General features: G+C 53.8%; 15 protein-coding genes and 1 pseudogene. 5 read left to right on the top strand and 11 right to left on the bottom strand.

Annotated features, from left to right (window positions below):
• The first annotated feature begins 95 nt into the window (after positions 1-95).
• The gene (locus C4S63_RS08480; RefSeq protein ID WP_103917334.1) at positions 96-440 is read left to right on the top strand and encodes a Rieske 2Fe-2S domain-containing protein; all 345 of its coding nucleotides are present in this window, start codon (positions 96-98) and stop codon (positions 438-440) included.
• Complete coding sequence (locus C4S63_RS08475; RefSeq protein ID WP_062815567.1) at positions 440-895, top strand: DUF4112 domain-containing protein; 456 nt, start codon at positions 440-442, stop codon at positions 893-895. Before C4S63_RS08480 ends, C4S63_RS08475 begins: the two co-directional genes overlap by 1 nt.
• Positions 896-1,013: 118 nt before the next feature.
• On the opposite strand, the gene C4S63_RS08470 is transcribed toward C4S63_RS08475, so the two are convergent.
• On the bottom strand, positions 1,014-1,682 hold the full coding sequence (locus C4S63_RS08470) for a DUF523 domain-containing protein (RefSeq protein WP_103917333.1): 669 nt from the start codon (positions 1,680-1,682) through the stop codon (positions 1,014-1,016).
• A 38-nt stretch (positions 1,683-1,720) separates the two neighbouring features.
• Between C4S63_RS08470 and C4S63_RS08465 the strand changes: the two genes are divergently transcribed.
• Positions 1,721-2,683 (top strand): 2-hydroxyacid dehydrogenase, encoded by a 963-nt coding sequence (locus tag C4S63_RS08465; RefSeq protein WP_103917332.1) that lies wholly within the window; start codon positions 1,721-1,723, stop codon positions 2,681-2,683.
• A gap of 147 nt (positions 2,684-2,830) precedes the next feature.
• Here C4S63_RS08465 and C4S63_RS08460 read toward each other — a convergent pair whose 3' ends face one another.
• Positions 2,831-3,637, bottom strand: coding sequence for an SDR family NAD(P)-dependent oxidoreductase (locus C4S63_RS08460; RefSeq protein WP_103917331.1), 807 nt, complete (start codon positions 3,635-3,637; stop codon positions 2,831-2,833).
• Between the two features lie 89 nt (positions 3,638-3,726).
• Here C4S63_RS08460 and C4S63_RS08455 point away from each other — a divergent pair.
• A pseudogene (locus C4S63_RS08455) lies at positions 3,727-3,984 on the top strand (secondary thiamine-phosphate synthase enzyme YjbQ); the annotation flags it as partial.
• An 88-nt stretch (positions 3,985-4,072) separates the two neighbouring features.
• On the opposite strand, the gene C4S63_RS17635 reads toward C4S63_RS08455, so the two are convergent.
• Positions 4,073-4,438, bottom strand: a complete 366-nt coding sequence (locus tag C4S63_RS17635; RefSeq protein ID WP_103917330.1) for a YecA family protein — start codon at positions 4,436-4,438, stop codon at positions 4,073-4,075.
• 88 nt (positions 4,439-4,526) lie between these two features.
• Here C4S63_RS17635 and C4S63_RS08445 point away from each other — a divergent pair, with 88 nt between their 5' ends.
• Entirely contained in the window at positions 4,527-4,742 is a 216-nt protein-coding gene (locus C4S63_RS08445) for a helix-turn-helix domain-containing protein (protein WP_103917329.1), read from the top strand.
• Between the two features lie 239 nt (positions 4,743-4,981).
• On the opposite strand, the gene C4S63_RS08440 is transcribed toward C4S63_RS08445, so the two are convergent.
• The 8 genes from C4S63_RS08440 to C4S63_RS08410 all read right to left on the bottom strand — a co-directional run.
• On the bottom strand, positions 4,982-5,233 hold the full coding sequence (locus tag C4S63_RS08440; RefSeq protein WP_103917460.1) for a HigA family addiction module antitoxin: 252 nt from the start codon (positions 5,231-5,233) through the stop codon (positions 4,982-4,984).
• Between the two features lie 32 nt (positions 5,234-5,265).
• Entirely contained in the window at positions 5,266-5,430 is a 165-nt protein-coding gene (locus C4S63_RS17450; RefSeq protein WP_200819531.1) for a hypothetical protein, read from the bottom strand.
• A gap of 186 nt (positions 5,431-5,616) precedes the next feature.
• A complete protein-coding gene (locus tag C4S63_RS08435) occupies positions 5,617-6,369 on the bottom strand; it encodes a M48 family metallopeptidase (protein WP_103917328.1) in 753 nt (250 codons plus the stop codon).
• Between the two features lie 5 nt (positions 6,370-6,374).
• A complete protein-coding gene (locus C4S63_RS08430; protein ID WP_234999969.1) occupies positions 6,375-9,680 on the bottom strand; it encodes a type I restriction endonuclease subunit R in 3,306 nt (1,101 codons plus the stop codon).
• Positions 9,671-10,576, bottom strand: a complete 906-nt coding sequence (locus C4S63_RS08425) for an Abi family protein (RefSeq protein ID WP_103917327.1) — start codon at positions 10,574-10,576, stop codon at positions 9,671-9,673. Before C4S63_RS08425 ends, C4S63_RS08430 begins: the two co-directional genes overlap by 10 nt.
• Positions 10,577-10,939: 363 nt before the next feature.
• Positions 10,940-12,205, bottom strand: coding sequence for a DUF6161 domain-containing protein (locus C4S63_RS08420; RefSeq protein WP_103917326.1), 1,266 nt, complete (start codon positions 12,203-12,205; stop codon positions 10,940-10,942).
• A gap of 14 nt (positions 12,206-12,219) precedes the next feature.
• Positions 12,220-13,038, bottom strand: coding sequence for a hypothetical protein (locus C4S63_RS08415; RefSeq protein ID WP_103917325.1), 819 nt, complete (start codon positions 13,036-13,038; stop codon positions 12,220-12,222).
• A 124-nt stretch (positions 13,039-13,162) separates the two neighbouring features.
• Positions 13,163-13,489 (bottom strand): integrase core domain-containing protein (locus tag C4S63_RS08410; RefSeq protein WP_146063369.1); only part of this gene is annotated, 327 nt, incomplete at its 5' end.

Raw genomic sequence — 13,489 nt, 5'->3', positions numbered from 1 at the left:
GATTTCCTTGCTGCGCAAGGTTCGCACCTCGAGAGGTGCTCCTACAGGGGCTCGTCACTCACAACTGATTTTTCCAAGCCAGCAAGGAGAGCAACATGCGTTATGAACTCTGTGCCAGCCAGGACCTCCCGCAAGGGAAAAGCCGTGCGATGGAAGCCGGTGGTAAAAAACTGGTGGTGTATCACCTGAGTGATGGTTTTTATGCCACTCAGGCCCGTTGTACCCATATGTTTGCGTCCCTGGGCAAGGGCAAGATCGTCGAGGACAAGTGTGTTCAGTGTCCGCTGCACCGGGCGCGGTTTGATATCCGTACCGGCGAAGTCACCGAGTGGGCCAACTTTCCCCCCGGTGTGCAGTTGTTGAATGTGGTGCGGGGCGAGAAAGCCCTGGAGACCTGGCCGGTCACGGAAGAAGACGGCCACCTGTTTGTGGAGATGTAATGGCAGCAAGGACAGAAGCCCAGCAACGGGCAACCCTGGAGCGGCTGGAAAAGTTCAGCCGTTTTACCGACAGCAGCATCGGCATTCCCTTTACCAAATTTCAGATCGGTGCCGAGGCCATTATCGGCCTGGTGCCGCTGGTGGGTGATGCGGCCGGCTTGGTGTTATCCAGCTATGTGCTGATCGAAGCGCAGCGGGCCGGGGCCAGCAAGAGTGTGAAGTTGCGTATGCTGCGCAATATCGGCATCGACTTTCTTGGCGGGCTGTTGCCGGTGGTGGGCGATGCCTTCGATGCCATCTACAAGGCCAATACCCGCAACACCAAGCTGCTGAAGAATTACCTGGAAAAGCAGCTCGAAGTGGAGCCGCCCCCGCCACCATTCCCCTGGAAGACCCTGATCGGGTTGTCCATCCTGTTTGCCGTTGTCACCGGTGGGCTGACGCTGATTTTCTGAAGCGTGAGCTCCCTCTTGTTGTTGGAGCCTTGCTCGCAAGGCGAAGGCCCGATGAAACGAAAACCTTCGCCTTGCGAGCAAGGCTCCAACGGTTGTGGCGGGGAGGGGAGAAGAGCGCTCAATGCATCGCCTGCCCGAGTTTATCGAGATAGTGGCGCAGCCCGCTGTGCAGTGGTTCGTCCAGTTGTTCGCTTTGCGCCTGCATGGCATTGAGCCACTGGCCCTGGTGATCGTTGTGGTGCCACTGGTGGTAGCAATATACCTGTAGCAGAAAACTCTGCAGAAACGCGGGCTTTTCCAGGTCGCTGTCGTTGGCCAGGGGAATGCGCGGAAATAATTCGTGGAGCTTGCGGGCGAAGGCGCCGGAGGCCATGCCGATCTGCTGGCCTGTGGTGTTGTGCACCGGGGTGCTCAGGTGGCCGCAACTGGGGGAGCGGGCTTTCAGGACAAACCCGCTGAGCGGTTCCCCGAACCGGGAGGCCACGTCTTCCAGGGCGTCGGTGACATCCTGCTGCGGATTGTCCACGCCCTTCACGCGAAGGGTGTCATCCACCTGCACTACCTGAATGGGCGGGCGCGGGACCGGCAGGCCAATGGCCACTTCCGGACAGGTATCGCGAAAACGCAGAAGCGGACCGAGCTGGTGAACCAGGATGGCGTTGTGCTTGTGGTCGCCGTCGTAGCGAACCTTCTGGCCGAGCAGGCAGGCACTGACGCCCACCACCGGTTTCTGCCAGTCATGCTGTGGCAGGGTGAAGCCCATCTTCTCCAGCAAATCCGTTAGCATGGAACACCTCCCTTCTTCCCCGATAAAGGTGACCGAACATGCAGGGCGTTTTTCTCGACACCGATACCCTCAACCCCGACGAGATGGACTTCGCCGCCCTGGAGGCGTTGATGCCCTGGACCTTCCATCCGCTGACCCGTCCGGAGGAGCGGGTGGCGCGGTTGCAGGATGCCCAGGTGGTCATCACCAACAAGGTGGTGCTGGATGCGGCGATCCTGAAAGCCTGCCCGTCCCTCAAGCTTATCTGCATTTGTGCCACCGGTACCAATAATGTGGACCTGGAGGCTGCCCGGGAGCGGGGCATTACCGTGTGCAATGTGAGCGGTTATGCGCGGGCCTCGGTGGCCCAGCACACCTTGACGTTGATGCTGTCACTGGCCACCCGCTGGCATCAGTACGACCGGGATGTGAAGGCCGGTGCCTGGAGCCGGGCGGCCCAGTTCTGTCTGCTGAATCACCCGATCATGGAGCTGGCCGGCAAGACCCTGGGGCTGATCGGCCACGGGGATCTGGGCCGGGAAGTGGCCCGGCTGGCCGAGGCGCTTGGCATGCAGGTATTGGTGGCGGAATCCTTCCGGCGCCATGGTGGCCAGTCCGGGCGGGTGGCGTTGGCGGAGTTGCTGCCGCAGGCGGATGTGCTCAGCCTGCATTGCCCGCTGACGGCGCAGACCGACAAGCTGGTGAATGCGTCCTTTATCGCGCAAATGAAGCCCGGCGCCTTTCTGATCAACACCGCCCGGGGTGGCCTGATTGATGAACCGGCGCTGGCCGATGCCCTGCGTTCTGGCCACCTGGGCGGCGCCGGCCTGGACGTGCTCAGCAGCGAACCACCGCCGGTGGATCATCCGTTGCTGGCGGCGGATATTCCCAATCTGATTATCACCCCGCACAACGCCTGGGGCACGAGAGAGTGTCGACAACGCTTGCTGGACGGGGTGGTGGAAAATATCCGCCAGTGGCAGGCGGGCAGTGCGATCAATGTGGTTAACGCCTCTCCGTAGGAGTGTCGCTCGCGGCGCGATAACCCAACCCCAGAAAAATCGATTTTCCACAAGGCTACAGAGGGCAAGAAGGGGCTTTGTGTTGAGCGTGCTTTTGTCCTGGCTTGGAATCGCGCCGCGAGCGACGCTCCTACGGCCGGGGTTGGGTCAACCTTTCTTCTTCAGCTGGCTGGCCAGCAGTTTGTCCATGCCCCGGAACAACGGTTGCGGCAGTTTGGTGGCCGGGCCGGGAAGGGCGGCGAGTAGCACGCTGCCCAGTTTGCCCATGGGGCGGGCGATGCGCGCCGGGCGTTTCTCGCAGGCTTCCACGATCCAGCCGGCGGCTTTTTTCACGTGCATCATCGGCATGTATTTGTAGATGGCGGTACGCGATGACATGGGCGTGCGCACCATGGGGAAGTACACCACCGTGGTGCTGATGCCCTGATGGCCCATCTCTGCCTGCAGAGAGCGGGTGAAGGATTCCAGGGCGCTCTTGCTGGCCAGGTAGGCAGAAAAAAGAGGGATGGGCACCTGGGTGGAGAGGCTGGAAATATTCACCACATGACCATGGCCCTGGTCGAGAAACCGCGGCAGCAGCTTCAGGGTCATGGCCACAGCGCCGATGTAGTTGAGCTGTACGGTGCGCTGGTAATCGTGCAGGCGATCCAGGGACTGCTCGATGGGGCGACGGATGGAATGGGCCGCGTTGTTCACCAGCGCATCGATACGCGGTTGCTCGGCGAGAATCCGTGCGGCGCAGGCCTCGATGGCCGCGTTGTCGCTCAAGTCGCAGGGGTAGATAAAGGCGCAGCCACCCTCTGTTTCGATGACTTCCTGAACCTCACGCAGCTGTTCTTCCCGGCGTGCCACCAGGCACAGGGTGGCGCCCCGGCGCGCCATGATTTTTGCCGCCTCGGCGCCGATGCCACTGGAAGCGCCGGTGAGTACAATGGTCTGGCCATTCAGTTTCATGCATGCCCCTTGAATGCTGTGCGATGAAAACGCAGACCTTCGAGTCTGCCGCTTCCCGCAGCCGGGGCCAAGGTCCAAAGGGGACGAAGATGTGGTTTCAGAAAACGTTGACGCTGGCGGCACAACGCCGTGGTTGTCACCTGGTGACCCGTGAGGTGCTGCAAGGCTTGCCGGAGCTGGCAGAGGTGAAGGTGGGCTTGCTGCATCTTTTTATCCAGCACACCTCCGCCTCGCTGACCATCAACGAAAATGCCGACCCGGATGTGCGCGGCGATCTGGAGCGGCATCTGAATGTGATGGTGCCGGAAAACGCGCCTTACTATGAACATACCCTGGAAGGCCCGGACGTACGGGTTATATAGCTGGCCCTAATCGTATATGTACATATGAAGAGATATGGACATGAAAGGCCTTCCTGATAGGTCAAATCCAAAATTACTCATTTTGCGCTGACAGCCAGGCGTCAAAGAGAGGCTCTGCCACTGATATGTAATCCCAGATTTGCAGGCTTTTGGCGAGGTCAATAATTTGCTGGTGCGTACACAAGTGGTCTGAGAGGACAGAATATAACGGATGGTCTTGGTTTATTTGGGATAGATAGGAATTCGCCCAGTCCTCAAGCCTCTGGAATTCGACGGAATTTTCGGCTGGCGAGCCGATCGGGTATGGAAGTGCTTGATTGATGACGTTATAGAAAGCCTCTTGGTAGATGGAATCTGCCGGCAACTGCCTGTTAATACAGCATTTTTTAAACTTTTTTCCGCTCCCACATGGGCAGGATGAATTTCTTTGGATGTGCATAGTTCCCTTAACATGAAAATGAGCATTATAGTCCGTGGATGAATAGGCATCAAAAAATGATAGTCCTCACTTTTAAGGTGAGACTTTCATGCAAGATGCTCGTCTACAGGCGTTTGGCTCAAAGGTTAGGGCCTTGCGTAAGGAGAGAGGGCTGTCCCAGGAAGAACTTGCGAGTCAGGCTGGCCTTGATCGTAGTTATATGGGCCATATTGAACGTGGCGAGAAGAACATCACCCTGCTGAAAATTCATCAAATCAGCAACGCGCTTGGTGTTTCCCCGAGCGAGCTTCTTTCGGAACAGTAACACTGCCCATTCATATAAGCTTGGAGGCGGAAATGAAAATCTCTGCCATGGTGGAAGTGGAGTCTGTCGTTAAGGTTCTATGCGACGTATGTGGGTCCTCCGCTTCTTTCCTGCCTGATCTAACTAACTATGAAGTGGTCAAAGACTAGCTTTATAGCCAGGCTTTTTTATTGTGAAATCCAGGCGGTTTCGTATGCGAAACGATCTGGTAGCGGGGTCTACCGGTACCGGTGAACAGGCTATTTCCTGTCTTGCTGGGACGCCCACAAGTCATAGTTGGCTTGCAAAGCAAGCCATGCACGCGCAGTGCCGGCCCCTGCCAATTCAAGCTGTTCAGCCAGATCAGAGCTGATGCCTGCCTTGCCGTTTAACACGCTCAGCATATCGGCACGAGATATTGAGAAACGGCTTGAGGCCTCGGTTACGGATAGACCCAAGGGTGCCATCACCATTTCTTTCAGGACTTCTCCTGGGTGCGGATGGTTGTGCATAACAACCTCACCGTGTCTTGATGGGTTCACCATCACTCCCCCATCTCAGAAGCTGAAGGCAGGGCGAGCTCATCAGCATGAGCACCATGCGCGTCGAGATTTTTCAGCAAATCGATCTCCGAGAAAGGAGGGTTCTCCTTGCGAGGAGGCTTTCTCACCGCATCGCTGTTTTTTGGGCGTTCTACCTCTGGTTTCATGGCTTTGGCTCTTCTGACAAGTACCCAGGAGCGGACAGTATGTGATCAGTCGATCAAGCTGTCTATTACAAGGGGGAATGATCCCCTTGTGGGAAAGGAGATTCTGTAATGCCGCCCCCTTCGTTATCGGCATGCTCATGATAGCCCTCTTCTTCCACTTGGTGTGTGCCGGCGCGTCGTTAGCCGTTACAAGTCCAATATCCGGCTGGCCATGCCGTCCAATCGCTCCTTGGTGGCTTCCCACGTTGGCATTACCTGTGCCATGAGCCGATAAAACCTCTCGCTGTGGTTGTGTTCGGCGATATGGCAAAGCTCGTGCAGGATGACGTAATCAATACACTCTCTTGGTGCCTTAACCAAATGGGGGTTGAGGGTGAGCCTGCCATTTGGTGAACAGCTTCCCCATTGAGTTTTCATAGTCAAAACGCGAATGGGAGGGCGGCCGGGCACCCAGAGTGTCTGCTCCAATAAGGCGTCTAACCGCTTGGAAAAGGTTTCCTTGGCGCGTGCCTTGTACCACTCGGCCAGAAGTTCACGTACCTTCTGAGGGCTTTTTCTTCTTACAGAAACTTCCAGCTTTCCGCGCAGTAGTTTGACGGTTGGAGCCCGATTAGGTGCCTCAATCACCTTGAGAAGATACTGTTTGCCAAGGTAATAGTGGCTTTCACCACTGATGTACTTGCGTGGCGTGGCGTGTTCCATCTGTCTTCGGAAGTCGCGCAGTTGCTCGTAAATCCAGCGCCCTCGTTTCTTTACGGCCATCAGGACAGCGTCGTTACTTGTATTGTGGGGCACCAAGGCCATTACGCGACAGTCAGGATGAACCTTGATCAGGACTTTTCCCGTGGCTTTCGGCCTCTCGATGCGCTCAAAGGAAATGTGCTCGTCGCCGTAGCAAAAATGCAAGCGTTGCCCAGCAGTTCTGATCGGAACTCCCATCAGATTTACATCCCACTCAAGCCGACACGGGTAATCTGCACTACCATCTCCACGATTTTTTTTGCCTGGTCCATGCCGCCACCAATGGCTTTGCACTCCTGGAACATGCGAGGAAGAAGCTTCTTGCGAATATCGGCTTCGATGTTCTGTGGGTTAATGGAGTTTTCCGCAACAGACGCTTCCACAGACTGGTCGACATCAAAGGCGAGCTTCACCCATTTGTCTTGGATTTGTTGGTCCATGACAGCTAAAGCTTCGGGCAATAGTTTCTTGAATACGCCAAAATACGCCTGAGCATGGCGATTACCGGAAAAGGCATCCGGAATATCACTCAACTTGCGGTCCCGGACCTGTTCTTCAAACTCCTGGAACAGCATGTATTGCTTAAGGGGGTGGTCAAACAGTTTCTCGGCTTCTTCAATTGCCTGGCGCAGAAGTTTGGAGAACGCCTCCTGTGCGTAGGGGTCGTCTCGAAGGTCCTGCTCGATCATTCGGGTTACACGAGTCTTGATGATATCGGTTTCATTGCGGGTTTTCTCTTCGCTCCAGTCTTCCGGTTGCGGTTTTTGGCCCATCTTGCCGACTTCATACACACCGCCAGGTTCTTTGACATCTACGCCGACGACATGCTTGTCCAGAAGCTTTTTTACCTGCTCAGCATATTCGTCATAGTCGACCTTTTCGCCGGCATCTCGTTGCACCATTTGGCGCAGGCTGGAGAACTGCTTGACGGTCTCCTTGTAATGGCGGCGATCGTCATCGCTAAAGCTCTTGTCTTCGAAGAAGGTTGCTGATTGCAGGGCCACTTTAAGGCAACTGGCGAAAGCAGTTAAGGCCTCATAGAAGTCTTCACGCACCTTGAGGTTAACATCTACCAATTCACCCTGTTCACCAGCCTTGGAAGACGTGTTTTCCTTAATCTTCGGTACCAATACCTGGCGAAGTTGCTCAATGTCGTTCTTATTCTTGACGCCGTCAAAAATCGCCCAGAGTTGCTTGTATAGCTGTGGCAGGCGTTTGTACTCGGTGCTCATCTGGCTGTAGAGGCCGGCAATATCGTTAATGTCGTAGCCGCCTTGGGTGCGCGAGGCCAGATCCTGATACTTCTGGATAGTGGTATCCAGCTCAGCAAGAATGCCGCGATAGTCGATTAACAGGCCAAACTTCTTCTTGGGATGTAGCCGGTTAACCCGGGCAATAGCCTGAATCAGATTGTGCTCCTTAAGTGGCTTGTCGATGTAGAGCACGGTATTCCTTGGCTCATCGAATCCCGTCAGCAGCTTATCCACCACGATCAGTATCTTGAGTGAGTCATCCTGTTCAAATCGCTCAACCAGGTGCTTGGTGTAAGCCTGATCATCCTGGCTACCCACGTTGTCCTTCCACCACTGGGAGACCTCCGGTGTGGCAGCTTCATCGACAGCCGTATTGCCCTCCCGTGTGTCTGGTGGGCTCATTACCACCGCTGATTCAAACAAACCGGCTTCATCCAGGTATTGCTTATACTTGATAGCAGCAGCCTTGCTATCGCAGGCGAGTTGCCCCTTCAGGCCCTCATCAATGTTTTTGACGAAGTGGTTGGCAATATCCAATGCAATCATCCGGATTCGATCGTCAGCACCATACACCTGACCTTTGCGGGCAAATTTTCTTTTCAGGTCGGCTTTCTGTTCATCTGATAGCCCCTCGGTGATGCGTTCAAACCAGCTATCTATGGCGCGCTCATTCACATCAAGGTCAGGAATGCGCTCTTCATACAGCAGCGGCGTAACAGTTTTGTCTTCCACGGCGCGCTGCATTGTGTAGGCGTGCACGATGGGGCCGAACTTATTGGTGGTCTTGTCATCCTTGAGCAGGGGCGTGCCGGTAAAGGCCACAAAAGAGGCATTAGGCAGGGCTTGCTTCATACGGATATGGTTTTCACCGCCCTGGCTGCGATGCCCTTCATCGATCAGCACGATAATATCCGCGCTAAGATTGACGCACTCAGGGAGCTTGGTGGCGGTGTTGAACTTCTGGATCAGTGAAAAGATGATTCGCTCAGTGCCCTTGCCAATCTGCTCTGCCAAGCGCTTGCCAGAGGTGGCCATCGCTGCGCTCTTGTCTTTCTTGCCCGCCAGCTCGCCACCCGAGGCGAAGGTTTTGCTGAGCTGCGTCTCCAGATCCACCCGATCAGTGACAACCACAATGCGGCACTGCTTCAGGCTATCGTGCAGAATCAGTGCCTTGCTTAGAAAGACCATCGTGAACGACTTTCCCGAACCTGTGGTGTGCCAGATAACACCGCCCTCACGGCCTCCTCCAGGGGTACGGGTATTGATGCGCTCGATCAGCCGCTTGATGCCGAAAACCTGTTGGTAGCGAGCTACGATCTTGCCGGCCTTCTTATCGAAAAGGGTAAAAAACCGGGTCATCTCCAGCAGGCGAGCAGGGCTGAGTAGGCTAATCAGCAGTTGATCCTGGCCGGTTACCGCCAACTCGCCCCCGGCGATCAGGTTTTGATACCACTCCAGGTCGGCTGCAGGGCGATGGTTAAACAAGCTCGCAAGCTGCTCACTCGACAGAACCCTGTTCTTGATAGCAGCCATATCGGCATCAGTAATATCTTCCTCTCGCCAGGCCGACCAGAATTTGGCCGGGGTGTGGCAGGTGCCATAGCGGCCTTCGTTGCCGTTAATGGAAAGCAGCATCTGGCTGTAGGCAAACAGCAAAGGGATTTCGTCGTGCCGCTGATTGCGCAGGCTTTGCGAGATACCCTCGTCAATGGTTGGCCCTTTCTTCGAGCTCCCGTCCGGGCGCTTGGCTTCAATCACCACAAGCGGAATACCATTCACAAAACAGACGATATCCGGACGGCGTGATTCCACGCCACCAGACCGGGTAACAGTAAATTCCTCAGTAACCACGAAGCTGTTGTTGGCAGGGTCGTGCCAGTCAATAAGGGCTATGGTCGGGCTGGCTTTCTTGCCATCAACAAATTCAGTAACGGATATGCCGTACAGAAGATGGTTGTAGAGGCGTTCATTGGCAGTGAGAAGCCCTTCGTTCAAGGCCGGGCTGCATACCTCGGCAATCAGGTTGTCGATGGATTTTTCCGATAGCGGATAGCGTTTTCCTGAAAAGGTGAAAGTGCGTTTCTGTAGCTCGGCACGTAGTTCCTTGCGCAGCACTACCTCATCGGCCTTGCCGTCACGGGCCGCCAGGGCTTTCTCAGGAGAAATAAAAGACCAGCCCAGGTTAGTAAGCAGCGTCAGTGCTGGGAGTTTGGCACTGTATTCTTCCTGGAATTTAATATTCGGTTTTATTTCCACAGGGGGTGATCCTTCCAATCTTCCGGTATGCCCATGGCAAGACGGTATGTATTGGTTTGTGTAATAGGTGTCAGCAGCCTATCTATTTGTACTGCCCACTCATCGCCATTGCCCGATTGTCGCAATAAATAACGCAGCATCAGCAGGATATAGAAAGGCCTGTCATTCCGTGGGGTTACAGGGGGCTGCCACTCTGGCTCCTTTGCTTTATCGGGCCGAATGGCCAGCTCCCGATTCCAGAGACGACTATGGTGCGCACAGACATTACGGACATATGTCAGAGTATGCAGCCAGTCTCCCAAGCGTTTTGGGTGCAGGTTAAAGTAGGCCGCTACAGCTCTTTTATCGGGATTTTTCAATCCTTTGTAAAAGAAGGATAAAGCACCAAAGCTCATGACTTCAGTCAGCATCCATACGGGTAATGTTGGAAAGCCGTTGTATCTTTCTTTGTAATGGCGAACAAACTGATCGGAGGATCGGCTGGCTTCCATTTCCAGTTTTTTTAGCCAATTAAAATGATCAAATTTCGGATGGAAATTGGCGGCGACTGTGTGGCCAAAAGCGCCGTAAGTATGCCCCATGTGGTAGGTGATGCGCGTACGAACAGCCACTTCGACCCGTTCAATGGCGTCCATCACTAGAGCGCGCAAATGCCTGTCAAATTCATATAGCTCCAGTACCTGATCGAAACCTGTCCCGGCAATAAAATGATTTTCTGGCTGGCCGTTCTTATCCCGTAAACGGAAAGGAAACCAATAACCACTGAGGCGGTAGTAACTGATGGCAGACAACTTTAGCAAGGCATCAGCCTGATCGTTAATCACCAAGCCACGGTTTTGCAGGTGAGACAGTTGCTGCTCAAAGGTAAGCGCAGGTTTTTTGTACTGTTCAGGCATGCCTGCCTCCGAAGACAATGCGTTGTAAGCAGGCATAAAAAAACCGCCAAGGTTGCGCGTTACCCTTGCAGGCACTAAGCGTGGCGGTTGTGTTGGTGCGATTATAACTTGCCGGCTTGCGGCGTTGCAATGCGGAACTCGAGCCTGGAGTTAGCCAGCTGAAGCGGGTGCCCGGACAATAACCGGCAGGCCAGACATGAGAAAACCGCCTTTTGAGCGGTTTTCTCGCCCCGGGCAGCAGCCAACTGAATGACCCTGTGAGGGGGGGGTTGTGCCAGAAATAGCCCGGCATCAGATGCATGTTGTCAACCGACGGTTGACGGCACTGCTGAGAGAAATATGTGATTAACCGGTTGAAAAACATCAGCTTTTTACCCGGGAAACGCCAGCAATGATGTCTGCCGGACTAGGCATGGTGGGCCCGTGGTCACCGCCAAGCAGGCCAGAATCGGCGCGGCTGAACAGGGCCTGGAGCACAATATCCCGTGAATCAGTATCCAGGGCGCCTTCATGAATCAAGGCCAAATACAGGTGGGTGAGCTGTTCCCGCTCTTCGGCATCACGTTGTAGATGGAAGGCGCTGAAAGTCAGTTTTGACAACATTCTGATCAGGAACACAGCAGCGGCGGCAGTAGCGCCAAATAAAGCGACACCTTGCAAGCTCTGCAAGCCAAATGGCACAGGCTCTTTATGTAGCCAACCCCAGAAGAAACAGCCAGCTCCCGCGATAGTTGCAACAGAGGTTACGATCAGGAGGCAGGCCCACAGTAACCCTTGAAAATTCAGGTTCCTGGCGCGATTTGCCCAGTAAGTGGCAGGCGCGGCCAGACGCAGCTTTTCCCGATAAAGCTCTTCAAGCTCCTGAACACGACTGACCGCATGATCTGCCATTTTATTAAAGAGCGCTGAATGATCGTCAATGGCCTCGTCCGACCGCTCTTTGTGATGGGTAAACCATTCTGCGGTCTGCTTCTGTATCCGACCAAACCAGCCCTTGAAGTCTTCCTGCGTTCCATCTTTCCAGGAATCGATCTCGTTCCGAAATTCCACTATCTCGGATACCAGCCTGTTGCGCTCATCTTCAAGGTCATTCCTAAGAGTTGTGAATGATTTTTTCTCTGCGTTACGGCGCTTAACAAGATGTGAGCGGTCTTGAAAGTAATACTCATAGGCCATCAATATGCCTGTAAAGGTATTCAGTGATGGCGGATTCCCATGTAGGTGGGCTCGGTTATTGATTATGGCGTCCAAGAAAGCATTGCCTGATTCCTGTGAGTACTCGAAGGCAGCGAGCATGGCTTCTGTGAAAGCATTTCCGCGATATATCCAGTTCTGAGTGGCCCAGTTCGTGAATTGCTGCTTTGATTGCTGGAATTTCTGATTCACCTGATTGATGTTTGAGGGTTTGGGGTCCGAAGACTCTGCTTCCTCAAAGAATTTAAGTTGATCCAGAAAGGCCTTGATGTTCTGGGGGATTGATGGAAGTGCTCCTGTAAGATTCTTCCCAAGCTTTGCTTTTGCCTCGGACCAATATTGTACTTCCGCCTCTAGTAAGGAACGCGCTTCTTCCGAGGTTTTCAGTGTGAAAGTCTTACCAGCCCTATCCCTTATAGATAAATTTATATCCATTAGATGAGTCCTTGTTATTCTATGGGCACGGAAATTCGTGACTTCGCGACAACAACATTGTTCTTAATAGCGTAGCACTCCACAACGTGTTCGCCTTTGAAGTCTGCTGTCTCGTTATTGGACTTGGTTCCAGTATCGACAAATATCTGGCCGCGAATACAATCGCGCCGTTGCGCTTCTTCTCCTCTATTCAGGACTTTCCATTTCAGAGTATACGGGGGTGGAACGTCGCATGAGGTAACTGTGAACTTGAGCCTTCTTTTGGGAGTGATCCGAATGCCCGTGGTTAGCATTGCTCTCAACGCTCCGGCTCTAAATCCATCCTGTTTGATAACATCACAGTCCATGTCTATGCCATAACGAATGTCTATGGAATGTTCATCTTCGATAAATTGCTCGGTATTCCGCCAGGTATGAGAAGATTTTAGTGCATTATCTTGGATTGCAGCAGGGAAAGGACGCCCAAAAACTTTCTTCCATTTCTGATTGGCGATGTTCTCAGTGCCAGATTCTATGGCCTTCAATGTGAGTTTGTAGGCCTTTCTGGCTTTACGTTGGAACTTCTTTCTTACCTTCACATCCTGGTTGCTTCCAAGCGCCTGGTAATGGTCCTGGTTGGGCTGATTCATTAAGAACTCGAAGAAGTCGCGGCAAAGCTCGCCGTAAGAGGCTTCACCCTTGTTGTCATATGTGTCGGTGGACTTCAGAAAGTTATAAGCCAGCGTGTCAATCAGTAACCCACCCATATAAACGCCGTGCTTGTTCTTCCATGCTCTTCCCATCTTGCACAGCTTTCTAAGATTCTTGTTCTTTTGGTCCACAAACTCCTTCATTGCCGCTATTTCATGCCGTGGCTTGGTGGTTCTCCATCTGCCGCCCTTGTGGGTGTCCGGGAATTGATATTGCAGAATGCCATCATCCCCCTGTTCCTCGAAGACGGGCAAAACTTTGTAGTGGTCAACTAATACCGGACAGTGATTTAGGTTTTTCTTCGGCCACCGCAGGGGCGATCCCGCCGTTGTAGCTGTGAGGCCTGTGGTAATTGTAGTAACCCATCAGATAGTCACCGATATCTTTCTTTGCTTCGGGCAAGTTGCGGTAGCCCATCGTAGGCACCCACTCTGATTTGAGGCTGCGGAACAGCCTTTCCATTGGCGCATTGTCCCAACAGTTGCCCCGCCGGCTCATGCTTTGCTGCATTCGATAGCGCCATAACCGCTGCCGGAACACTCGGCTGGCATATTGGCTGCCCTGATCCGAGTGGAACATGAGTTTCTCAGGTTG

The sequence above is a fragment of the Alcanivorax sp. DSM 26293 genome (genome assembly GCF_900107995.1).
GTDB lineage: Bacteria > Pseudomonadota > Gammaproteobacteria > Pseudomonadales > Alcanivoracaceae > Alcanivorax.
This window is presented reverse-complemented; position numbering and strand designations above follow the sequence as displayed.

Coding starts and splice junctions, on each gene's coding strand:
- C4S63_RS17635 (WP_103917330.1), bottom strand. CDS start 4,438: ATGCACATCCAAAGAAATTCATCCTGCCCATGTGGGAGCGGAAAAAAG.
- C4S63_RS17450 (WP_200819531.1), bottom strand. CDS start 5,430: ATGAAACCAGAGGTAGAACGCCCAAAAAACAGCGATGCGGTGAGAAAG.
- C4S63_RS08475 (WP_062815567.1), top strand. CDS start 440: ATGGCAGCAAGGACAGAAGCCCAGCAACGGGCAACCCTGGAGCGGCTG.
- C4S63_RS08480 (WP_103917334.1), top strand. CDS start 96: ATGCGTTATGAACTCTGTGCCAGCCAGGACCTCCCGCAAGGGAAAAGC.
- C4S63_RS08425 (WP_103917327.1), bottom strand. CDS start 10,576: ATGCCTGAACAGTACAAAAAACCTGCGCTTACCTTTGAGCAGCAACTG.
- C4S63_RS08420 (WP_103917326.1), bottom strand. CDS start 12,205: ATGGATATAAATTTATCTATAAGGGATAGGGCTGGTAAGACTTTCACA.
- C4S63_RS08440 (WP_103917460.1), bottom strand. CDS start 5,233: ATGCACAACCATCCGCACCCAGGAGAAGTCCTGAAAGAAATGGTGATG.
- C4S63_RS08460 (WP_103917331.1), bottom strand. CDS start 3,637: ATGAAACTGAATGGCCAGACCATTGTACTCACCGGCGCTTCCAGTGGC.
- C4S63_RS08465 (WP_103917332.1), top strand. CDS start 1,721: ATGCAGGGCGTTTTTCTCGACACCGATACCCTCAACCCCGACGAGATG.
- C4S63_RS08470 (WP_103917333.1), bottom strand. CDS start 1,682: ATGCTAACGGATTTGCTGGAGAAGATGGGCTTCACCCTGCCACAGCAT.
- C4S63_RS08445 (WP_103917329.1), top strand. CDS start 4,527: ATGCAAGATGCTCGTCTACAGGCGTTTGGCTCAAAGGTTAGGGCCTTG.
- C4S63_RS08415 (WP_103917325.1), bottom strand. CDS start 13,038: ATGAAGGAGTTTGTGGACCAAAAGAACAAGAATCTTAGAAAGCTGTGC.
- C4S63_RS08435 (WP_103917328.1), bottom strand. CDS start 6,369: ATGGGAGTTCCGATCAGAACTGCTGGGCAACGCTTGCATTTTTGCTAC.